Below are 21877 nucleotides of genomic sequence, written 5' to 3'. Positions count from 1 at the left end.
GGGTGGGCAGGGGAATAGGGGGACTGTGCGTTTGCCGCTTTTTTAGCCGCCCCTCAAAGCGGATTCAGGCGAGATTGACCTGATCCCGGCCGGAGTGCTTGGAACTGTAAAGCGCCTTGTCGGCGCGCTCGAACGCATCCGTGGTATGGTCGCCGGTCCGAAACAGGGTGGCACCGATGGAGATGGTGATCTCGACCCTGGCATCGCGAAAGCGGAACGGGATGCTCTTGATGGTCTGACGCAGGTTCTCCAGCGGCTTCTGGTACTTGTCCGGATTGATGTTCGGCAGCAGGACCACGAACTCCTCACCGCCAAAGCGGGCGATGAAGTCGGTGTCGCGCAAGGCGTTCTGCAGGGCCTTGGCAACCACCTTCAATGCCTTGTCGCCGGCCATGTGGCCGTAATTGTCATTGATGTGCTTGAAGTGGTCGATGTCGATGATGGCCAGGCACAGGGGGGTGCCATAGCGTAGCCAGCGTTTGTATTCGAGCTCGAGCCGCTCGTCCAGGGCCGCCCGGTTGTGTACCTGGGTCAGGCTGTCGAGGAAGAGCTTGTGTTTCTGGATGGTGAGCCGCTTCTTGTACTCGGCGGTCTCGTCCTTCATCAACCTGAGCTTGGCTTCCATGTTGGAGAGGTGGGTGAGCAGGTGGCGCTCGCGGTTGGCCATCTCCTCCCGCTCCTGCTGCAGCCGGCGGATGGTGTCCAGATGCCCAGAAATGGCGCCCCTGAGTATCTGTGGCGAGTCATGGGCTGCCATGGCGCGATCGATGGCGGCGAGTTCCCGCTCCAGCGCCTGTCCGCTGAGATGGGCGGCATTTTGCAGCGCCCGCCCTTCATCCAGGGATTCGGTAAAGCTGTAATGGACCGAGGAGAGACTCTCGTTCAGGGTGCTGAGAAACGCCTGGGAGGCTTTGCGCTCTTCCCGGGTACCCTCGATGATGAGCTCGATGATCTGCAGGCAGACTTCGGCCAGCAGGGCAGGGGTGATGCCCCCGAGCAACTGGCGGCGGATGTCTGCGAGGCTCTCGCCCACGGCGCCGGCAAAGTCGAGCTCGGTGATGAGACGCTGCAACTCGTCTGAAATCTGGGCATGTGCCTTGATGTCAAAGGAGTCGGTAGGGGCCGGGCTGGAGAGCTCGGTGGGGATCTCCGCCGAAGGGGGGATCAGCGGCTTGCGCGGCAGCAGCTGGATCTTGATCGCCTGCTGGTAGAACTCCAGCAGCCGGATCACCTTCTTCTGGTGATCGCCGATGCCGTAACTCTCCGGGCTGGCGAGAAACTCCTTGAGGGCGCGGCGGGTATCTTCCGGAAACCCCTTGATGGTTTTGAGCTGTTTGCTGCCGAGATCGATGGCTGCCCGGGTCAGGCTGATGGACTCTTCCATGGTGTGGCTGTGCTGCTGCAACAGCTTCTCGATGGCGATCAGATCCGCATCGATGGAGGTGAGCGGAGGGTTGCCTTCAAGTTTCTGCTTGAGCTTGGCGAGCCGGTTGTCGAGCTCGCGATCGTGGCCACGACAGGCTTGCATCAACTTGCCGATGAACTGGATACTGCGGGTGCGTTCGGCATCGGAGAAGCTCGCCATGCCGTCAAGCTCCTGCTGTTTCTGCTGGAGGGATTCCCTGAGTCTTGCCAGTTGTCCTGTTACGGCAGCCATATCATTCATTCTTCAGGTCGCCCTGTTGTCATTATCGTTTTTGTTTCGTCCAGCAACAGAAAGCCAATCTAGGACCCCGTTGAGTACCTTTTTGTCACGGATTGTCCGCAACCTTCGTCCGTGAAAGCGCAAGCCAGTTAACCCATTGCTTTTCATGAGAAGAATTTACTTTTACCAGTCCCTTGTCAATTGCCATCAAGCAGCATTGCCACACATCTCCGTTAAAAAATGCGGCCTGCTGGCAATCGATGGCGGCCAGCTCAAGCCAGACGCTCTGCTGGCATTTTTCGCTGAGCTGAATGGCACCCGAGAGGGCCAGGTAGCAGAGATCGAACAGGCCGTGGTGATCGAGGGCCATGGCCGCCTTGGGCAGGAAGGGATGACTGACGATGCCGAGGCTGATGCGCCTGTCCAGCGGGTGCTCGCAGGGGAAGGCTGCCAGGGTGTCGAGCAGGGTCTGGGCCAGCTGATGCAACTGGGCCACGTGGCGCTGGGGCACCACATAGAGCAGGTGGCCTTCGCGCAGGTCGTAGATGCGGCCATCCTGCGGGGTCAGTTCGTTGACGTAGCGGCCGAAGGCCTGCTCTATCTCGCGGCTGACCTGATAGCCGTGCTGTTCCAGACTGTTGATCAGGAAGGGAACCCGGAACAGCAGGTAGTGCAGCTTGTCGTCAAATTCGCTGGTGGGGCGTTCGCTCAGGTACCAGCGCTCGGATTTTTGCTGGCGCTTGGCCATCTCCCGCGGCCAGCGACTCATCAGTCGCTGCCAGTTGGCCAGGCCGCTGCGCGGCTCTACCAGCAGGGCTTCTCCCAGCTGTTTGGCATGAAGGCGTGCGACCCGCAGTTTCAGCCAGAGGGTGAAGAACAGATAGATGAAGAGTGCCAGCAGCAGCCCGGTGCTGACGCTGGTCCAGAGGTATCGCTCCTGCTGGTGCTGGCTGGCGTCGAGTTGCTGTTCCAGCTCCTTGACCTGTTGCACCCGCTCCACCTGGGCGTAGTTGTCGCGCACCGCCTCCTGCTCCAGCGCCAGCTGTTGCTGGCGAACCAGTTCGCTGCGCTGGTGGTAATTCTTGTAGCTCTCCAGGGCCTGCTGGAGGTAACCCTTCTGCTCATAGGCGACGGAGAGCAGGCGGAAGATCTCGAATTGGCGCCGGATGTCCCCAATCCGGTTGGCCAGGGTGAGAGCGTTCTCCAACTGCAGGATGGCGATGCCCGCCTCCTGCTGCTTGAGGTGCAGCTCTCCCAGCAACAGCAGGGTGTCGATGAGCGACTCCTTGTCATCCCCCAGCTCATGGGACTGGCGTGCGGCGTTCAGGTAGTTTCGCGCCAGGTTGAGATTGCCGGTCTGCAGGTAGGTTTTGCCTATCTCGAACTTGAGGTGGGCGATGCGGGTACGGTTGCTGCTCTCGTCCAGCAGGTCGAGGGCATTGAAGAAATAGACCAGCGCCATGTTCATCTCGCCCTGATCCCGGTTGAGGCGGGCGAGCACGATCAGGGCGTCGCTCAGCATGGAGGAATTGCCGAGGGCATGAAAATAGTTGGCCGCCTCGCTGGCGTATTGCAGCGCTTTTTGTGGCTCCTGCTCTTCCTGATAGAGGCTGACCATCTGGTTCGAGAGCAGGCCGAGGAAGAGGGGATCCTGCAGGGGCTTGGCTTGCTGTTGTGCTTCGATGTACTCCCCCAGTGCAAGCTGGGGCTGACCCAGAGCCTGATAGAGATCCCCGCCCACGGCGCTGGTCCAGGCCCTGGCCAGAGGCTGTTTGGCGTGATCCGCCCATTTGCGGGTCTCGGCCAGCTGCTGTTTGGCGAGATCGAATTGCCGCTCCTCTATGCTGGCGTTGACGCGCAGCAAGCGGCTGTAGACCTGCAACTGGCTCTCCTTGAGGTCGGGATTGGCCAGCAGTTTGTCGAGTTTGTCGAGCAGGGGGGCCGCGGCGCCATGGGTATGCTGTTGCAGGTTGCGGCTTCGAACCAGCAGATAGAGCCCATGGGCCTGCAGCTCGAACTGCTGCTCTTTCTCGGCCATGGCGATGCCCTGCTCGAAGGACTCCTGTGCCTGGGCGAACTGCCCTAGCTGCTGCAGACACTCCCCCTTGAGCAGATAGGCGCCCGTGGTCTGGGTGGCGGTACCGTAGTTCAGCATCGGCTCGCGATAGCCGTACTCCTGACGGTTGCTGATGATCTGCTTGGGATTGTTGGCCGTGCGTTCGAGGAAGGAGGTGGCAATCTGGGCACATCTGGCGGGATCGGTCAGCACCAGGGTCTGGGCCTGCTGCAGGTCGATGGACAACTGCTCCTTGGCCAGATCCAGATCAGGAGCCGACAGGGAGGACATCATCATTGCCAGAAAAAACAGTTGATTCATTGGATTAAGAACGGCACGGAGGTGCAGGCATGTTATCCAAGCCCACCCCCGCCCGTCCAGAGTTTACTGAGGTGATGCGCAGCGGGCCGCAGCCCGCAGGATGGTGGCGCCGGTGATTACTGGCGAATGAGGCGCAGGTTCGCTGGAACCGGCTCCCAGTCGCTGCGGAAGGGGTTGATGTCCAGGCCGCCGCGGCGGGTGTAACGGGCATGGACGGTCAGTTGTTCCGGGGCGCAGAAGTGCTTGAGATCGGTAAAGATGCGCTCGATGCACTGCTCGTGGAACTCGTTGTGCTGGCGGAACGAGATGAGGTAGCGCAACAGCTTCTCCCGGTCGAGACGCGGGCCGCGATAGTGGATCACCACGGATCCCCAGTCCGGCTGGCTGGTCACCAGGCAGTTGGACTTGAGCAGGTGGCTGTGCAGGGTCTCCTCCACGATCTCGCGACCGGCGGCCCCTTGCAGCAGGGTCTCGTCAAACTCGTAGCCGTCCACCTCGATATCCAGGCTGTCGATGCACTCACCGGGCAGCTGGGCTATCTGGTGGGGGGCCTGGTCGAGGGTGAAGAGGGTGACGCTCACCGGGGCACCAGCGCAGCCACTCAGGTCCTGAACCAGCAGCGCCTGCACCGCCTCCAGGGAGTCGCAGCGGGTCTGGTTGAAGGAGTTCAGGTAAAGCTTGAACGACTTGGACTCGATGAGATTCGGGCTGGTGGCCGGCACAAAGACCTCCCCGATGGCAACCACGGGCTTGCCTTTGGCATTGAGCCAGGAGAGTTCATACAGGGTCCAGACGTCGCACCCCTGGAAGGGCAGTTCACCTCTCAGGCCAAGATCGTCGCGGTTCAGGCTGCGTGGCACGGGCTGCAGCAGACTCGGGGTGTACTGGCTGATGTAGGCGGACTGCTGCCCCAGGCTCAGGCCTTGCAGCGCACTGGCGCCGGCGTATCTCTCTTGTTTGCTCATGCTGGTTTGCTCACGCTTGTCTGATAAGGGGTTTGATGGTGCAATGGCCCGATTTTTCGATCAGGTACTTGCGGCCATCAGAGGCCGCTATTGTGGGGAATATCGATGTCGGATCAAGTCCTGTCTGCCCTGGAGCAGTTCTTTTTACGCTGGCAGCGCGATGGCGAAGGAAGGCGGGGGCTGCCCCTGTGCGACTGGGAGGCCGACTGGCGCTCTCCTTGCGAGCTGGATGAACCCAGGGAGGGGCGGGTCGCCTGGCGTCCGTTCCAGCGGGAGCAGGCAGCCGACTTCACGGCCATGGCGAACGCCCTGGAGCTGACCCTGCATCCCAGCGCCATCGCCCTGTTTGGCCACTGGTTCAGCCGCCCTCTGTCCTGCTCTTTCAAGGGGTTGCGCATCGAACTCATCCTGCCGTGGAACGATGCCGATCTGGATCTGCTCAAGGAGAACCTCATCGGCCACCTGTTGATGCTGCGCAAGTTGAAGCGATCCCCTTCACTCTTCATTGCCACGACCCGCAACGAGATGACGCTGGTCTCCCTCGATAACGAGAGCGGCCAGGTGTGGCTGGAGTGGCTGGACTCCGGGCGGCGCCTGACGCTGGCTCCCTCGTTGCCGGCCTTTCTGGCGCGACTGGAAACCTTGCCCCAGTGATGCCCCAAAAGAGAGGGCCTTGCCACCTGGCAAGGCCCTCTCTTTTTATTGCGCCATTTTATTGCGCCATTGTGCGCGGTGGGAACCTACTCCTTGAAGTCCCAGGAGAGGTTGGAGACCAGCCTGCAAGGCTCGCACCTGAAGTCGAAGATCTCGTGCAGGGGGGCGGCCAGCGCCCATGGGCCACCACAGCCAGGGCAGGGGCGAGCCCGCTCTTCGGCAGCGCTCAGGCCACCTACCCGGTAGAGATAGTAATAGGTGGGGATGCCGCTCAGGAGCTCCAGCCGTCTGGCGAGATCGCTGCCCCGGCGATGAAGGCGGCTGCCCACCTCGCCGATTTCGTGCAGGGCGGCGTGTTCGGCGATGGAGCCGTTCATCTGCAACTGATCGCAGGCTTCCCAATCTTCCTGCCACTTGATGATCTGCTTGTGGTCACCGTTGGCGACGGCGGGCAGCCGATAGAGCGGGATGGGGGCGAAGTGGTCGCCGCAGCGCAGGGGAGAGCAACTGTGCAGGAAGCTGGTGTAGAGCAGCATCCAGCTGGGGCGCTCTCCCTGCTCTGCGCACGGGTCCGTACTGTCCGAGAGCAGATCCGCCCCTTGCAGGTGGAGTTTGGGGGCGAGCAGGCCCGCCTGGTGCAGACCTTGCTCGGCAAGGGCGACCAGCTCGCTCTGGTTGTCAGGGTGCAGGCTGTCCTGCTCCGGGCAGACCACCCGGCTGACGAAATAGCCTTCGTGCATGCTGGTGGGAAACTCCCGCCCCAGGATCTGCCCCTGATAGCGCAACATGTCGAGGTAGTGGACGATGGCCCGTTCGGCTTCCCCGAGGGAGGTATCGCGGTAGCACTCAAAGGTGAGTTCGAGGATATACATGGCGATGGGTCAATCCGGCTTCTGGTTGAGCAGCAGATCGGTGAGGCGATCGACCTTCTGCTCCAGCCGGGCGAGCTGCTCGCTCAGCTGCTGAAGAGTGACGCTTTCCGTGGCCAGGGGGGACGCCTCGGGGGCACTGGCGGGGGCGGGCGCTGTCGACGCGGGCTGGGGTTGCTGCTTCCACTGGCTCAACACCTTGAGCAGCTCGGCCATGGGCACGGGATGGCTGAGGCGGGCCTTGACCATGGCGGTAGAGGGGGTGATCCCCCTGGCACTGAGTTCGTTGGCTATCTGGATGATCTCTTGGGCTGACATCTTGGCTCCTGCACGGCCGTCTTGCTGCGGGTGGATAGTGGCACAGAGCTTAATCAAAGCCTGTCCATCAGGAAAGCGGAGCGAAGGGCGTGGGTGGCGAGAGGGAGGGGATTGGCGGCTCCGCGTCTACCCAACGCTGGCCGCCGGGAGTGCGGGGATCAGGTCCCCTGGCGCAGCATCACATCCAGCTGGTCGATGGCTTCCGCCCAGTCGGCGTCGTGGCTGAGGGCATCGCGCAGAAAGCCTGCCTGGGAAGGCGTCCAGAACGGCGCGTCGGGCAACTGGGTATGGCGATCGATGGGATGGTCGCGGATAAAACGCTGCTGGCTGATGTCGTCACTGGCCAGCCCCAGCTGGGCAAACAGGGCGGCCATGTCATGGGTGAGCAATTCCATGTCGGTACTCCTTGGAAGGGGGCTGTGGAAGAGTATAGCCAGCCCCCGTGCTCTCAAATCTAGGAGGGGAGACGATGGGGTGGCAGTTCGACACCGGCGACATGCAGCCCCTGCATGCAGAGCTGCCCCTGATAATGGCTCTCTCCGTCGCTGGAGAACTCGAACTGGTAGTAGGTGAGCAGGCGCAGGGGCTTGTGCCCCAGGGCACGGTGTGTCCGCGCCAGCGACAGCAGTTGCAGGTCGTGGTGCTGGCAGTAGCGGCGCATGTATTGCCAAGCCAACTCCGCCTGGCGGCGCTGTTGCCAGAAGGCCCAGCCAACGAGGCCGAGCAGCAAGATCCCAAGCATTTCTCCCATCAGCGGGTTCCTTCTGTGATGTGTGTGGGGCCCTGTTCATCTCAGGCAACAGGGCCGTTGTGTCGGGCCTAGGTGGCAGCGAACAGGCGACCGATGGCCAGACCCAGGGCCTCGCTGCGTTCGGGGTCACGCAGTTTTGCCAGCATATCATTGCGCAATGCCGGTAGCGTGACGAGCTCGGCAAATACCTGGTTGAAGAACTGGGTGGGTTGCAGGGCGAGCTGCTCCAGAAACAGGCCGAGCAGTTCGGGGTGTTTCAGATCGGGCCAGAGGCGGCCAGCGATGGCGAGGAGCAGGGAGGGGCTTGGCCGGGTTTGCAGCAGGGTCAGCAGCTTGTTGGTGCGCAGTCCGTTGCCCGGGCAGGAGGCCAGTGCCCGGCACAGATAGGCCAGGGTTTCGGGGTCAGGCTCGGCGCACTCCTGCTCCTTGCCGATGCGCTCCAGCAATGCGCCTTGCAGGGCAGGAGGCAGGGGGGCGTTCTCCAGGCTCTGGCACAGGGCGTAGAGGGGGGCCTGCGGCAGTACGGGCAAGGCCTTGCAGACCAGTGCCAGGTTGCGTTCAACCTGCAGCTGCTCCGCGAGATCTGCAAACCCTTGCAGTCCCAGGGCCTGCCACCCCTCTTCCCCCGGCGCCGCCAGATAGTGGCAGAGGGCCTCGTAGTAAGCGGAAGGGGCTTGTTCCAGCTGGCGGGCCAGCTTGGCGTGCACACTGGCCATCTTGGCCTCGGCCGGACGGAAGGTGTAGGGGTTGTCCGCCAGACGCTGGGCCTTCTCTTCGTCCAGTTCACCGGTGAGCTTGTAGCCCAGAGTCTCTACCACCTGATCCATGAAATGCTTGGGGCCGCTGGAGATGAGCAGGCCGCGTTCATCAAGGGCGAACTTGAGGAACCAGAGGTAGTGCCTGGATTCGGTCGGCTGGAAGAAGTGCACGCCGAGCCAGGCGTGCTGCTGCAACGGCCAGGGGTAGGGCTCCTGCTGCTGCTCGATGCGCACGAAGAGGTCGCTGGGGAGCGGGCGCACCTGGCGGCCCAGATCGAACAGCTGGAACTGGGTATCGGCCTGGGTCAGAAACTCGGTCAGGGTGTTGATGGAAGACATGAAGAGATCCCGCTTGAAGATAATGCGGGCGATTATAAGGGGGCTGCACCAGATAGCCAGAGGCGGTGATGCAGGGGATGAAGGTGACGGTAACATGGCAGCCATTGCGGGGTCGGTGTATAGTAGCGCCCCTTTTTGATGGCCGTATTGAGTGGGGCCCCGTCGCAGACCGGGCCCGCGATGAGGAAGTGAGCGAGATGAATCAATATCTGCTGGTTGCCGGTCTGCTGGGAGAGCTGACTGCCGAGTTGCAACGTCTGGAACGCTGGCAAGCCGACCATCCGGGGAGCGAGGCGCTGGCAAGCGAGCTGCCGTTTTGTGTCGATACCCTGAGTTTCGATCAGTGGCTGCAGTTCGTGCTGATCCCGCGCATGGAGCAGCTGGTGCTGCTGCAGGCTCCGCTGCCGACCAGCGTCTCCCTCTATCCCATGGCGAGTGAGGTCTATAAAGAGGAGCTGGCGGAGGTCGAGGCCCTGCTTCGTCTGATCGCCCGTTTCGATCTGCTGCTCTCCGGCAAAGTGGTCGAACAATGATGGACGAGCAGACCCGGACAGCGGATGCCTTGCAGCCGACACTGCTTTATCAGGATGACTGGCTGGTGGCGGTGAACAAACCGTCCGGTCTCCTGGTGCACCGCAGTTGGCTCGACAAGGCCGAGACCCGTTTCGCCATGCAGATGACCCGGGATCTGATCGGGGGTCGTCATGTCTACCCCGTGCACCGACTGGACAGGCCCACTTCGGGTGTGCTGCTGTTTGCTCTCGATCCTGCCGTGGCCCGCACCCTGACCGAGGCCTTTGCTGCCCGTAAGGTCCACAAGGAGTACCTGGCACTGGTGCGGGGATGGGCCCCCGAAGAGGGGCTCATCGACTATCCGCTCAAGGAGCAGCTGGACAAGATTGCCGATGCCTTCAGCGACCCGGATCGCCCCGCCCAGGAGGCGGTGACCGCGTTTCGTCGTCTGCATCAGGTCGAGTTGCCCTTCGCCGTCTCCAAGAAGCATCCCACCAGTCGCTACAGCCTGGTCCGCCTCTTTCCCAAGACGGGGCGCAAGCACCAGCTGCGCCGCCATCTGGATCACCTGTTCCACCCCATCGTCGGTGATACCACCTACGGGGATGGCCGGCACAACCGCTTCTTTCGCGAGCATTACGGGTGCGACCGCCTACTGCTGATCGCGCACCGTCTGAGCTTCGAGCATCCGGTGCTCAAGGTGCCGATGCGGATCCAGGCGCCCCTGGGCCCCGAGGTGCTGGGTCTGTTCGCCCGTCTGGGCTGGCCTGCCAGCGAGCAAGACTACGGCGCCTGAGCCTCTTTCCATCTGTTGCCTCTGACCGGGCTGTGGCATGCTGTAGCCCAGGTACGTCAGAGGAATGACTTATGGCTCAACGAGATATCGCCTGCGCAATCGCGTGCCCCCCGCCTGTTCAGGGGGGCTCTTCCTACCCATCCCGGTCTTGCCGGGTCCAATATCTGTCCCTGAGGAGTCGCTGATGGCCGAGATCGACATCCTGGTCGGCACCGTCTACGGCTCGGCCATGCTGGTGGCCGAGACCCTCTGTGACCACCTGCAAGCCAATGGCCATGTCTGCCAGATCTTCGATGACGCGGCGCTGACCGACATCGATGCCTCCCGCTTTCTGCTCATCGTGACCGCCACCACGGGGCAGGGGGATATACCGCCCAATTTGCAGCCCTTTGCCAGTGCCCTGGCCGATCGTGCTCCTTATATGAAGGGATGGCGCTATGCCCTCATCGCCATGGGAGACAGCAGCTATGAACACTTCTGCGGAGCGGGGCGAACGCTGGATGCTCTGTTGCAGGAGCTGGCTGCCGAGCCACTGGTTGTGCGTCTGGAAATCGATGCGACGGTAGAAGATGAGCCTGAAGTGGCGGCGCTGGCCTGGTTGAAAACCTGGGAAAATAGACTGTAGCCAGACCCTTCTCCCCGAGAATAAATTCACCTCCGTGAGTGTGCTGACGGGGGTGTTTTATTTTTGGGGCGTCACGCCTCAGCCCCCAAATATATCCTCTCTTTCGTCCGGTTATTTTTCTCGCCAATCATGATAACCGGTTGGCCATATTCATCATCACCCACGACAAATTGAAAAATTAAAAGTTCCGCATTGAAAGCGATTTCAGTCATGTTTTTGCTACTGCGACACGGATTTATCACTTAACTCTCGTCGCGAATTAATATTTGAAAGCGCTTTCTTTGGTTGTTGTTTTTATTTTTTGTGCTTATCTCGGGTGGTTGGTGCCAAAAAATGAAAATTTATTGACATTTTGTTGCTGTGGCTGTCTGTGGCGTGCGATTTGTCATCGTTTTGTGAATCAGCTCATGTTTGCAGGGAATTTGGGTACCTATAATCGACCTCGGTTATCACCAAAACGTTTTTCCGGTGATAAGAACTTGAATATCAGGATCACACTCCTCTCAGCGGGAATAAGGAAAATGAAAATGAAAGCAAAGTGGCTCCCGATCGCTGCAGCAGTAACCGCAGCCCTGGCTTCCCAAGCCGCCTTCGCCGTTGATTTCCACGGCTACTTCCGTTCCGGTGTCGGTGTTTCCGGTGACGGGGACATGGTCAAATACAACGTCAACAAGGTTGGTCGTCTGGGTAACGAAAATGATACCTACGGCGAAGTCCAGCTGGGTCAGGAAGTCTTCAACAAAGATGGCAAGACTTTCTACGTAGACTCCATGTTCGCCATGGCGTCCAACGGCTCCAACGATTGGGAAGGTACCGGCACCGTCTGTAACTTCGATGCCAAGCAGTGCAACGGCGACTCCGACTTCGCCCTGCGTCAGTTCAACGTGCAAGCCAAGGGGCTGCTGGGCTTCGCGCCGGAAGCCACCCTGTGGGCCGGTAAGCGTTTCTACCAACGTCACGACATCCACATCTCTGACTTCTACTACTGGAACATCTCCGGTGCCGGCGCCGGTATCGAAGGCATCCAGGCTGGTCCTGGCAAGCTCTCCCTGGCCTGGGTACGCAACGACCGCAGCGCGGGTGATGTCTTCGGTCAGTACACCCAGACTGGTGTAGATGGCAACGGTGATCCGGTTTACCAGAAGAACGAAGATCTGAACGTCAACACCCTGGACGTGCGTTATGCCGGCATCCCGCTGTGGCAGGACGGCTCTCTGGAAGTGGGCGCCATGTATGCCCTGGTCAATGAGACCGACGCCCAGAAAGATCTGAAGAACGACAACATGAAGAACGGCGTCATGCTGACTGCCGAACTGACTCAAGGCATCTTCGGTGGCTTCAACAAGACCGTGCTGCAGTACGGTACCGAAGGCTACTCCAAGACCATGGCCTTCTACGGTGACGGTTCCTGGTATGGTGCCGAAGCCAAAGCCGGTGCCGATGGCTACCGTATCATCAACTGGGGCGTCATCCCGATGGGCAACTCCTGGGAGATGGGTCACCAGCTGGTCTACGGGGTAGGCAACGAGATGTGGAACGGCAACGACAAGTACGAAACCATGTCTGTCGTCGCTCGCCCGATGTACAAGTGGGATGACTTCAACAAGACCATCTTCGAAGGCGGCTACTTCCAGGACAAGAGCAAGTCCACTTCCGGTACCACCGACAAAGATGGCGCTTACAAGCTGACCCTGGCTCAGGCCTGGTCTGCCGGCTCCAGCTTCTGGGCCCGTCCGGAAATCCGCGTGTTCGCCACCTACCTGAAGAACACCGAAGACCAGAACGCCTTTGAAGGCAACACCTCCAAAGACACCTATCAGGTTGGCGTACAAGCAGAAGCCTGGTGGTAAGCAATATCTTCAGTTAAGTTAGTCACTGCCCCCTTATGGGGGCAGTTTTGTTTCGCATGATGTGGCAACCGGGTTATGGAGATAAGAAGAATGAAACTGGTAAAGATGTCTATCGCGGCCATGGTTACCGCGCTGCTGGCCGGTTGTTCCGGTAGCATGGTGGTGCCCGTGCAGGAGCACGCCTCCATTCTGAGTAATGCCGATCAGGCCAAGCAGGCGCTCTCCCAGGCAACCAGTTGTTGCACAGGGTTCAACGAATTCAATTATGTCTCCCTGCCGGAAGGCGAGACGCTGCTGGCCATCGACGGCAAGCAGCCCAGTTATCAGTTTGACGAGGGCATGAGCTATTTTGCCGCCTATCGTCTGCCGGCCAATACCGGCAATCTGGCCATCACCCTGGCCTCCCAGGTCAGCAAGACGGTCCTGGTTCCCAAGGTGATCATGCTGGATGCCCAGTTCAAGGTGACTCGCGTGCTGGGTGAGTCGGTCTTTGCCTATCAACCAGCCCACCTGCTCGACAACGACAGGATTGAGGGGCGTGTGTTTGTGGACCGCAGCATGCCGGGCAATCCCGCCACTGAAACCTATATGGTGGTCTATGCGCCAGCCAACGAGACGGCGGGCAGCACCACCATCTTGCACCCCGCCAAAGCCTTTGCCCGTGCCAACGGCACGGTCGAGCCGGATATCAAGGACCCCGTGATCCCCCATTCGCCCTGGGGTCTGGTACAGATCAAGGTCACGGACATGGCCAAGGGACAAGGCCTGGAAGCCGTGTTCAAGCCTGAATACGCCGACAAGGTGGCGATGAGCCAGGCCAAGCCTGCTACCACTGCCGTGGCTGCGACGGCAGCGACCACTGCTGCGGTGGCAGCAACCCCCAGTACACCTGCCCCCGCGATGTTGAGCGAAACAGAGACCTTCTACAGCAGCCAGATCGAGAAGGCGGTCAAGGCCGGGGATATCGACAAGGCGATGCAGTTGGTGAATGAAGCCGAACGTGCAGGTTCAACCAAGGCGAAATCCGTCTTTATTGATGCGATTAAACGTTCACAAAAGAACTGAATAAGCGGATTTATTCAACGTAATATTTATTGCAGGCCTCCCTTGTTGGAGGCCTTTTTAATCGGTAGACTGGATAATATAAAGCTGCAATGAGTTACATATCGTTACAATTGGTTTCCTTGGGTATTTATTGGTTTCCTTTTGAATTATCATGAAGTGTTTTTTTTCTTTTTGCGGCAAAGCTATAACAATACGAAATAATATTCAAGATAGCCCCCTTCCTGCTTATTTATTATCTTGTGATCTCTCCTCCAAATTTATTATTCCCTTGGCCTCGATGGAGGTATTTCCGACCCTGCTGGGTTATATTCTGTAGGTCAAAATAAACACCCCGGAAAACGCATTCGATGCAGCCATGGATGAAGTACACCGTCATCAATAAACTGCACTGAGTCGTTGTCGGAAAAAAATCCATTCAGGAGCGCACACATGTTAAAAAATGCTTTCTCTAATCTGCAAAAGGTCGGTAAGGCGCTGATGCTGCCCGTATCGGTCTTGCCCGTTGCAGGTATTCTGCTGGGGGTGGGGGCTGCCCACTTCAGCTGGTTGCCGGAAATCGTCTCCCAACTGATGGAGCAGGCCGGTGGTTCCGTATTCGGCCAGATGGCTCTGCTGTTCGCCGTGGGCGTCGCCCTTGGCTTCACCAATAACGACGGTGTGTCCGGCCTGTCCGCCATCGTCGGCTACGGCATCATGACCGCCACCCTGACTGTGATGGCGCCTGTGATGGGTGTCGAGAAGATCGATACCGGTGTGCTGGGTGGTATCCTCGCCGGTGGCGTGGCTGCCTGGGCGTTCAACCGCTTCTACAAGATCCAGCTGCCAGAGTACCTTGGCTTCTTCGCCGGCAAGCGCGCCGTGCCCATCATCACCGGTTTCGTTTCCATCGGTCTGGGTGTCGTGCTCTCCTTCATCTGGCCGCCGATTGGTGGTGCCATCGGTGCCTTCTCCGACTGGGCTGCCAACCAGAACCCGGTCCTGGCATTCGGCATCTACGGCGTGGTTGAGCGCTCCCTGATCCCGTTCGGTCTGCACCACATCTGGAACGTGCCGTTCTTCTATCAGGCTGGTACTTGCGTCAACGCCGCCGGTGAAACCGTACACGGCATCATGACCTGCTTCCTGACTGCTGATGACGCTTCCCGTGCTGCCGGCAACGGCTTCGGTCAGCTGGCGGGTGGCTACCTGTTCAAGATGTTCGGTCTGCCTGCTGCCGCGTTTGCCATTGCGCACTCCGCCAAGCCGGAAAACCGCGCCAAGATCGTAGGTATCATGGCTTCTGCTGCCCTGACCTCCTTCCTGACCGGTATCACCGAGCCTATCGAATTCTCCTTCCTGTTCGTGGCCCCGGTACTGTACGCCATCCACGCTCTGCTGGCCGGTCTGGCATACGTGCTGACCAACATGCTGGGTGTCGTTCACGGTCACACCTTCTCCAACGGCTTCATCGACTTCGTGGTGCAATCTCCGCGTGCCGACAACATGCTGCTGCTGGTGGGTCTGGGTCTGGTCTACGCGGTCATTTACTACGTGGTCTTCACCGTGGTCATCCGTGCCATGAACCTGAAAACCCCGGGTCGTGAAGACGAAGCTGCCCAAGAGTCCTCTGCCGGTCAAAGCAAGGACGAGATGTCTGCTGCACTGGTCTCCGCCTTCGGTGGCAAAGAGAACATCGCCTCTCTGGACGCCTGCATCACCCGTCTGCGTGTCGGTGTGAAGGATGTGGCCAAGGTTGACCAGGCTGGTCTGAAGAAGCTGGGCGCCGCCGGTGTGGTGGTGGCGGGTTCCGGTGTACAAGCCATCTTCGGCACCAAGTCCGACAACCTGAAAACTGAAATGGACATCTGGATGAAGAGCAACTGATTGTCGCTCCGATATCCGAGTTCCGAAAAGGGAGGCGCAAGCCTCCCTTTTTGCTGGGTTGCGTTTGGTGGCGGGACATGTGCGGGGGCTTTCCTGACGGCGCCAGCATGGTGTGACCCAATGAAAAAGGCGCCCCTGGGCGCCTTTGCTGCATCAGACCGGCTTAAAGCTTTTCGAGATCCCGTTCTATCTCGCTGATCTTGTTCTGCACCACCTTTTCCAGATGACGCAAGTCGCGCAGTATTTTCTGCTTGATGTCCGGATCGGCGGAAGGCTGGCCGCCCTGGGTCAGATTGTCCAGCTCATCCACCACGTATTTGAGGTTGGCGTTGATCTCGGTGACATCTTTGTACTCATGGGTCCCCGAGTCGACCAGCATGGTCTTGCGCTGGCGAGGGTATTTGAATTTGACGCTCTTGGCGAAGAATTCACCCTTCTGCTTCTTGAAATAGATCTTGAGGATGTCGTGGTTGGCTTCCTGGCGCAGGGTGTAGCTGTCCACCGAGGTGAGTTCCTGGATCCCCAGGCTTTTGAGATTCTCGTACATCGGGCTTCCTTGGTTTGAAACGATCCTGACCCCTCTATCTTACCCGAGTCCGGACGCCTTGCCTGTGACAGGCGCGCCAAATTCAAATTGGTGTCAAAAAGGTCTTTTTTAATCAGCGAGCCAAGGGGGAGGGGTGAACGCCTTGTCAGCACTGCCATAAGCGGTATCGTCTCATGGGGGTGTGCAGTGCTGGTGGGGCAGGAGAGTTGGCGTCCACCCATGAGAGCGGGCATGAAAAAGGGCACCAGAGGTGCCCTTGATGACATCGGCGTGGATTACTCGTCGATGGAGCGCAGCAGGGCGTTGATGCCGACCTTGGCGCGGGTCTTGGCATCCACCTTCTTGACGATGACGGCGGCGTAGAGGCTGTACTTGCCGCACTTGGAGGGCAGGGAGCCGGAAACGACCACGGAGCCGGCCGGGACGCGGCCGTAGTGGATTTCACCGGTTTCGCGGTCATAGATGCGGGTGGACTGGCCGATGAAGACCCCCATGGAGATGACGGAGCCTTCCTCGACGATCACCCCTTCCACCACTTCGGAACGGGCACCGATGAAGCAGTTGTCTTCGATGATGGTCGGGTTGGCCTGCAGTGGCTCCAGTACGCCGCCGATGCCGACGCCGCCGGAGAGGTGCACGTTCTTGCCGATCTGGGCGCAGGAGCCCACGGTGGCCCAGGTGTCGACCATGGTGCCTTCATCGACGAAGGCGCCGATGTTGACGTAGGAGGGCATCAGCACTGTGTTCGGGGCGATGAAGGAGCCTTTGCGCGCGGTTGCGGGCGGCACGACGCGTACACCGGCAGCCTTGAACTGCTCTTCGGTGTAGTTGGAGAACTTCAGGGGAACCTTGTCGTAGTACTGGGCATCGTCGCCCTTGATGATGCCGTTGTCGTTGATGCGGAAGGAGAGCAGCACGGCCTTCTTCAGCCACTGGTGGACGACCCACTCGCCGGCAATCTTCTCGGCAACCCGGGCTTTGCCGGAGTCCAGCAGGTCGATGGCTTCCAGAATGGCGGCCTTGGTGGCGGCATCGACGGAGCCGGGGGTGATGGAGTCACGGCGCTCGAAGGCCGCTTCGATGGTCTGTTGCAACTGGGTCATGACAGGTTTCCTTTATAAAATTCTGTTTGTTGTATCACACTTTTCCAATCGTTTTTAAGGGCTCTCGCCGATTTCTTCAGAATCAGGGCGATTTATTGTACTTGAGTGGTCCAACCATTTGTTCTGATTGAGGAATCAATACGTCAAAAAGCCTCTTTCGAGGCTTCATCCGAGCGTGTCAGGCACTCTCGCCAACCGGTTCCTGGGGGTTGAGCTGATTGACCAGCCTCTCCTCGAGGGCCTGTTGCTCCTCCGGGTTCAGCGGCTCTCCGGCCAGGGTGGTGAGGCTGAAGAAGTCCTCCACCCGCTCACCGATGGTGGTGATCTTGGCGGCATGGAGGGAGAGGCCGCACTGCTGGAACACGGCACCGATACGGGCCAATAGGCCCGGAGTGTCTAGGGCCGTCAGCTCCAGCAGGGTGTGGCGGTTTTCCCCCTTGTGGGGCAGGAAGACCACCCTGGTCGGCACGCTGAACTGGCGGTGGCGTCTAGACAGGGGCTTGCTGCGCAGGACCAGCTTGCCCGGCTCCTGAAGGGCTTTCTCCAGCGCCTTCTTGATGGTGGCGGTACGGTTGGGGCTGATGGGCTCGCCGTTCGGTTCCAGCACGATGAAGGTGTCGAGCACATAGTCGTTGCGCGAATTCATGATCTGGGCGTCGTGGATGCTGAGGTTCTTCTGATCCAGTGCCGAAGCCACGGTGGCAAAGAGGTTGGGGGTATCGCGGCAATAGATGAACACCTCGCTACCGCCCCGTATGGGATGCTTGCCGATGAGCACCAGGGGGGCCGGGTTGTCACCGTGGGCGATGATCTTGCGGCAGTGCCAGGCGATCTGCTCCGGGCTGTGGCGCAGGAAGTAATCGGCCTTGAAGTCGTTCCAGAGGGCGGTGACCGCCTCCTGTGGCACCTCGCGCTGGGTCAGGATCTGCCTGGCCTGGCGCTGGTTTTCACGGATCTTTAGGCGCATGTCCGGCGGGTTTTCCAACCCCTGGCGCAGGGCCTTTTGGGTGGCGAAGTAGAGTTCGCGCAGCAGGGTGCCCTTCCAGTCGTTCCACAGACTGTCGTTGGTGGCACAGATGTCGGCCACGGTCAGGCAATAGAGCAGGTCGAGGTGCAATTCATCCCGCACCTTCTGGGCGAAGTCGGTGACCACGTCCGGGTCGTAGATGTCGCGGCGCTGGGCGGTGACCGACATCAGCAGATGGTGGCGCACCAGCCAGGCGACCAGTCGGCTCTCGTAGCGATCCAGCCCGTGCAACTGGCAAAATTCCAGCGCATCCACGGCCCCGAGTTCGGAATGATCGCCACGCCTGCCCTTGGCGATGTCGTGGAAGAGGGCGGCGATGCTGAGCAGCTCGGGCTTGCGCAACTGGGTGAACACCTCGTGGCAGAGCGGGTGAGTCTGGCGGTTGGCTGGATTCGGGAAGCGATGGATGTTCTGCAGCAGCCGATGGGTGTGCTCGTCCACCGTGTAGGCGTGGAACATGTCGAACTGCATCTGGCCGACGATGAGGTTCCACTGGGGCAGGTAGGCCGCGAGGATCCCGTACTTGTGCATCAGGGTGAGCGGCTGGCCGATGCCGTTGGGGTGGCGCAGGAGCGCCATGAAGAGACGGCGGCACTCGGGTAGATCTTGCAGCCAGCAGTTGAGGGTGCGTCTGGCCTCGCGCAACTGGCGCAAGGTGGCGGAGTGGATGCCGGCAATCTCCGGGTGCTGGGCTATCTGGTAGAAGAGTCGCAGGATGGCGGCAGGATCCCGGCCGAACAGCTCGGAGTCCACCGCATCGATGAGGCGGCCGCGCAGCTGGAATTCGTCGCTGATGCGGCGCACGTCCATGGCGGTGTTGCCGAGAATGGCCTCGTCAAAGAGTTGCAGCAGCATCTCGTTGAGTTCGGCCACCCGTCGCACAGTCTGGTAGAAGCGCTTCATCATCTGCTCGACCGGGCCGTTGCCCTCGCCCTCGAACCCCAGCATCTGGGCCACGGTGCGCTGGCGGTCGAACAAGAGACGGTTGTCCCCCTTGTTGATGGCCATGTGCAGGGCGAAGCGCACCTTCCACAGGAAATTCTGACAGTCGAGCAATTCCCGGTACTCGGCCCGGTTGAGAAAACCGTGGCTGGTCATCTCGAACAGGGTGGTGGCGCCGAAGTGGCGGCGGGCGACCCAGGCCAGGGTCTGGATGTCGCGAAGGCCCCCGGGATTGTTCTTGAGATCCGGCTCCAGCTTGTAGGCGGTACCGAGAAACTGCTGGTGGCGCAGGGCCTGCTCTTCGCGTTTGGCACGAAAGAAGGCTTCGCTCGGCCAGAAGTGCTGGGGCTGGGTGGCCGCCTGCAACTGCTCGAATCCCGCCAGGCGACCCGTGATGTAACGGGCCTCGATGAGGTTGGTGGCAACCGTGATGTCGTTGCGACCCTGCTCGATGCACTCGGCCACGTTGCGCACCGACTGCCCCACTTCCAGCTTGAGATCCCACAAGAGGGTGATGAACTCGCCGATGCGCAGCCCCAGCACCTCGTCCAGCTCGTCCCCTTCATAGAGGATAAGCAGATCGATGTCGGAGTGGGGGTGCAGCTCGCCGCGGCCATAGCCCCCCACCGCGATCAGGGTGAGCTCGGTCCTGTCGAAGCCGAACTTGTGCCAGAGCCTGGTCAGCAGCGCGTCCATGTATTCGGAGCGGGTGGCCACCAGTTCGATGATGTTGTCACCGGCGTCGAAGCGCTCGTGCAGCCAGGCGAGAAAGCGGCTCAGGTACTCCTTGCAGTTGTCACGGGTGAGCTGATCGTCTGGGAGCAGATGGGGAGAAAGCAGGCTGGCATCCATGGCATGTCACACTCTCGGTCGGGCCGGGTAAAGAGCAACCCCGGCGCGCGGCCGGGGTTGAATGTCAAACGTGGCGGATAAAACGCTCGATAGTGTCGTCGGGGCGCAGGGTCAGGACCTCGCAGCCATCCTCGGTCACCAGCAGGGTGTGCTCCCACTGGGCGGAGTCGCCGCCGTCCTTGGTGGTCACGGTCCAGCCATCCTTCGGATTGACCTTGCAGTGGTACTTCTTGCTGTTGACCATGGGCTCGATGGTGAAGCACATGCCCGCTTTCAGCTCCAGCTTGCCGCCGTTGCGGTAGTGGAGGATCTGCGGCTCTTCGTGGAACTCGGCACCGATGCCATGGCCGCAGTAGTCGCGTACCACGGAGAAGCCGGCCTGCTCGACGATGGGCTGGATGACGGCGCCGATCTCGGTGATGCACATGCCCGGGCGCACCCGCTTGATGGCGGCATAGAGGCTATCCTGGGCCACCTTGCAGAGCTGGCGGCGCAGGGGGGTGGTCTGGCCCACGATGAACATGGCGGAGGTATCGCCGTGATAACCATCCTTGATGACGGTGATATCCAGATTGATGATGTCCCCTTCCCGCAGTTTCTTGTGGTTCGGGATGCCATGGCAGATGACATCGTTCACCGAAGTACAGATGGACTTAGGGAAGCCGTGGTAATTGAGCGGCGCGGGGATGGCCTGCTGCACGTCGACGATGTAGTCGTGGCAGAGGGTATTCAGTTCGTCTGTGGTGACGCCCGCCTTGACGTGGGGGGCGATCATGACCAGCACGTCGGCGGCCAGCTGGCCGGCGACACGCATTTTCTCAATCTCTTCCGGTGTCTTGATTTTAATGGACATGGGATCTCTCTTGGGGCCTGATTGCGCATCCTGCCGATGCCCAACAACCAGGTAATGAAAAATAGATGCGTTTGCAATCAGGGCGAAATTTTATCCCCAACCCCCGTTTACTTCCAGTGTGATCGTCATCGCAACGTCATCAGGCGGTCGCACCATGGTTCGGGATCCATTTTTAGCACCCGGGCTGGTGGTGTCATGACCAAAGTTATGGTATAAAGCGCGCCGGAATGGGGAACTCGTGTCCTCATGCCATCACCCTTACTCAACAACACACACACATCGACACATATGCCGGGGTGCCTTAACGGGTCGGTTATATGGGATGTGTGGAGGCCTAACCCCAATACAGAGGTATAAAATGGCTAAAGTTTCTATGCGCGACATGCTGCAAGCCGGCGTTCACTTCGGTCACCAGACTCGTTACTGGAACCCGAAAATGAAGTCCTACATCTTCGGCGCCCGCAGCAAAGTTCACATCATCAACCTGGAAAAAACCGTTCCGATGTTTGACGATGCCATGAACTTCATCAGCTCCGTAGCTGCCAAGAAAGGCAAGGTACTGTTCGTAGGTACCAAGCGTGCCGCGTCTGAAGCCGTCAAAGAAGCCGCTGAGCGTTGCGACCAGTTCTATGTTAACCACCGCTGGCTGGGCGGCATGCTGACCAACTGGAAAACCGTTCGTCAGTCCATCAAGCGCCTGAAAGATCTGGAAACCCAGAGCGAAGACGGTACCTTCGACAAGCTGACCAAGAAAGAGGCGCTGATGCGTACTCGCGAAATGGAAAAGCTGGAGAAGAGCCTGGGTGGTATCAAGAACATGGGCGGCCTGCCTGACGTTCTGTTCGTTGTCGATGCCGACCACGAGCACATCGCTATCAAAGAAGCCAACAACCTGGGTATCCCGGTAGTTTCCATCGTTGATACCAACTCCAACCCGGACGGCGTTGACTATGTCATCCCGGGTAACGACGACGCTATCCGTGCCGTACAGCTGTACCTGAACGCTGCTGCTGACACCGTTCTGGAAGCCCGCGAGCAGGACATCGTTGTTCAAGCCGAACAAGATGGCTTCGTTGAAGCTGAGTAATTGATAAGGACTGAAAAGCCCTTATTAACCAAGCTGATGTAATTGGTTAGCAGGGGCCCTTGTGGCCCCTGTTTCTTG

General features: G+C 59.8%; 21 protein-coding genes. 8 read left to right on the top strand and 13 right to left on the bottom strand.

The features are described 5' to 3' along the window. Positions 1-64: 64 nt before the first annotated feature. The 3 genes from HKD46_RS06055 to queF form a co-directional block, all read right to left on the bottom strand. The gene (locus tag HKD46_RS06055) at positions 65-1666 is read right to left on the bottom strand and encodes a diguanylate cyclase (protein WP_029313929.1); all 1602 of its coding nucleotides are present in this window, start codon (positions 1664-1666) and stop codon (positions 65-67) included. An 85-nt stretch (positions 1667-1751) separates the two neighbouring features. Beyond that, positions 1752-4022 carry a hypothetical protein gene (locus HKD46_RS06050; protein ID WP_103858152.1) on the bottom strand — a complete coding sequence of 757 codons (2271 nt, stop codon included), beginning with the start codon at positions 4020-4022 and terminating at the stop codon, positions 1752-1754. Between the two features lie 116 nt (positions 4023-4138). Next, a complete protein-coding gene (gene queF / locus HKD46_RS06045) occupies positions 4139-4987 on the bottom strand; it encodes an NADPH-dependent 7-cyano-7-deazaguanine reductase QueF (protein WP_010673385.1) in 849 nt (282 codons plus the stop codon). Positions 4988-5092: 105 nt separating this feature from the next. Between queF and syd the strand changes: the two genes are divergently transcribed. Then, a complete protein-coding gene (syd, locus tag HKD46_RS06040) occupies positions 5093-5641 on the top strand; it encodes a SecY-interacting protein (RefSeq protein WP_069785577.1) in 549 nt (182 codons plus the stop codon). An 86-nt stretch (positions 5642-5727) separates the two neighbouring features. On the opposite strand, the gene HKD46_RS06035 is transcribed toward syd, so the two are convergent. From HKD46_RS06035 to HKD46_RS06015, 5 genes are all read right to left on the bottom strand, one after another. After that, complete coding sequence (locus tag HKD46_RS06035; protein WP_045523591.1) at positions 5728-6513, bottom strand: Zn-ribbon-containing protein; 786 nt, start codon at positions 6511-6513, stop codon at positions 5728-5730. A gap of 9 nt (positions 6514-6522) precedes the next feature. Further along, the gene (locus tag HKD46_RS06030; RefSeq protein WP_052816317.1) at positions 6523-6828 is read right to left on the bottom strand and encodes a DNA-binding protein; all 306 of its coding nucleotides are present in this window, start codon (positions 6826-6828) and stop codon (positions 6523-6525) included. Between the two features lie 158 nt (positions 6829-6986). After that, positions 6987-7223: a DUF2789 domain-containing protein gene (locus tag HKD46_RS06025; protein WP_039039420.1), complete on the bottom strand. Its 237-nt coding sequence runs from the start codon at positions 7221-7223 to the stop codon at positions 6987-6989. A 59-nt stretch (positions 7224-7282) separates the two neighbouring features. Next, entirely contained in the window at positions 7283-7579 is a 297-nt protein-coding gene (locus HKD46_RS06020) for a DUF3301 domain-containing protein (RefSeq protein WP_039039421.1), read from the bottom strand. Positions 7580-7647: 68 nt separating this feature from the next. Further along, on the bottom strand, positions 7648-8676 hold the full coding sequence (locus HKD46_RS06015; protein ID WP_049636270.1) for a DUF3549 family protein: 1029 nt from the start codon (positions 8674-8676) through the stop codon (positions 7648-7650). Between the two features lie 197 nt (positions 8677-8873). On the opposite strand from HKD46_RS06015, the gene HKD46_RS06010 reads away from it, so the two are divergent. The 3 genes from HKD46_RS06010 to HKD46_RS06000 all read left to right on the top strand — a co-directional run bounded on the left by HKD46_RS06010 (position 8874) and on the right by HKD46_RS06000 (position 10610). Continuing rightward, positions 8874-9209, top strand: a complete 336-nt coding sequence (locus HKD46_RS06010) for a YqcC family protein (protein ID WP_010673392.1) — start codon at positions 8874-8876, stop codon at positions 9207-9209. After that, positions 9209-9985, top strand: coding sequence for a tRNA pseudouridine(65) synthase TruC (gene truC, locus HKD46_RS06005; protein ID WP_373368992.1), 777 nt, complete (start codon positions 9209-9211; stop codon positions 9983-9985). Before HKD46_RS06010 ends, truC begins: the two co-directional genes overlap by 1 nt. A 184-nt stretch (positions 9986-10169) precedes the next feature. Continuing rightward, on the top strand, positions 10170-10610 hold the full coding sequence (locus HKD46_RS06000; protein WP_039039423.1) for a flavodoxin: 441 nt from the start codon (positions 10170-10172) through the stop codon (positions 10608-10610). Positions 10611-10681: 71 nt separating this feature from the next. Here HKD46_RS06000 and HKD46_RS05995 read toward each other — a convergent pair whose 3' ends face one another. After that, entirely contained in the window at positions 10682-10822 is a 141-nt protein-coding gene (locus HKD46_RS05995) for a hypothetical protein (RefSeq protein ID WP_154670447.1), read from the bottom strand. A gap of 315 nt (positions 10823-11137) precedes the next feature. On the opposite strand from HKD46_RS05995, the gene HKD46_RS05990 reads away from it, so the two are divergent. From HKD46_RS05990 to ptsG, 3 genes are all read left to right on the top strand, one after another. Then, complete coding sequence (locus tag HKD46_RS05990; protein WP_119197404.1) at positions 11138-12460, top strand: maltoporin; 1323 nt, start codon at positions 11138-11140, stop codon at positions 12458-12460. A gap of 90 nt (positions 12461-12550) precedes the next feature. Beyond that, positions 12551-13525 (top strand): MalM family protein, encoded by a 975-nt coding sequence (locus HKD46_RS05985; protein WP_171865027.1) that lies wholly within the window; start codon positions 12551-12553, stop codon positions 13523-13525. Between the two features lie 429 nt (positions 13526-13954). Continuing rightward, positions 13955-15388 carry a PTS glucose transporter subunit IIBC gene (gene ptsG / locus HKD46_RS05980; RefSeq protein WP_010673398.1) on the top strand — a complete coding sequence of 478 codons (1434 nt, stop codon included), beginning with the start codon at positions 13955-13957 and terminating at the stop codon, positions 15386-15388. A gap of 163 nt (positions 15389-15551) precedes the next feature. On the opposite strand, the gene HKD46_RS05975 is transcribed toward ptsG, so the two are convergent. The 4 genes from HKD46_RS05975 to map all read right to left on the bottom strand — a co-directional run bounded on the left by HKD46_RS05975 (position 15552) and on the right by map (position 20712). Beyond that, positions 15552-15935 carry a DUF3461 family protein gene (locus tag HKD46_RS05975; protein WP_171865026.1) on the bottom strand — a complete coding sequence of 128 codons (384 nt, stop codon included), beginning with the start codon at positions 15933-15935 and terminating at the stop codon, positions 15552-15554. Between the two features lie 275 nt (positions 15936-16210). Next, complete coding sequence (dapD, locus tag HKD46_RS05970; protein WP_010673400.1) at positions 16211-17038, bottom strand: 2,3,4,5-tetrahydropyridine-2,6-dicarboxylate N-succinyltransferase; 828 nt, start codon at positions 17036-17038, stop codon at positions 16211-16213. A 178-nt stretch (positions 17039-17216) separates the two neighbouring features. Beyond that, positions 17217-19859 carry a bifunctional uridylyltransferase/uridylyl-removing protein GlnD gene (gene glnD, locus HKD46_RS05965; RefSeq protein WP_103858158.1) on the bottom strand — a complete coding sequence of 881 codons (2643 nt, stop codon included), beginning with the start codon at positions 19857-19859 and terminating at the stop codon, positions 17217-17219. A gap of 64 nt (positions 19860-19923) precedes the next feature. Continuing rightward, positions 19924-20712, bottom strand: a complete 789-nt coding sequence (map, locus tag HKD46_RS05960; RefSeq protein WP_010673402.1) for a type I methionyl aminopeptidase — start codon at positions 20710-20712, stop codon at positions 19924-19926. 358 nt (positions 20713-21070) lie between these two features. Between map and rpsB the strand changes: the two genes are divergently transcribed. Next, positions 21071-21799: a 30S ribosomal protein S2 gene (rpsB, locus tag HKD46_RS05955; protein WP_010673403.1), complete on the top strand. Its 729-nt coding sequence runs from the start codon at positions 21071-21073 to the stop codon at positions 21797-21799. The last annotated feature ends 78 nt before the right edge of the window (positions 21800-21877 follow it).

Origin of the sequence: Aeromonas sp. TW 6, assembly GCF_013168745.1 — a bacterium.
Lineage (GTDB): Bacteria > Pseudomonadota > Gammaproteobacteria > Enterobacterales > Aeromonadaceae > Aeromonas > Aeromonas caviae.
Note: the sequence above shows the minus strand (reverse complement) of the source record. Positions and strands in the feature narration are given on the sequence as shown.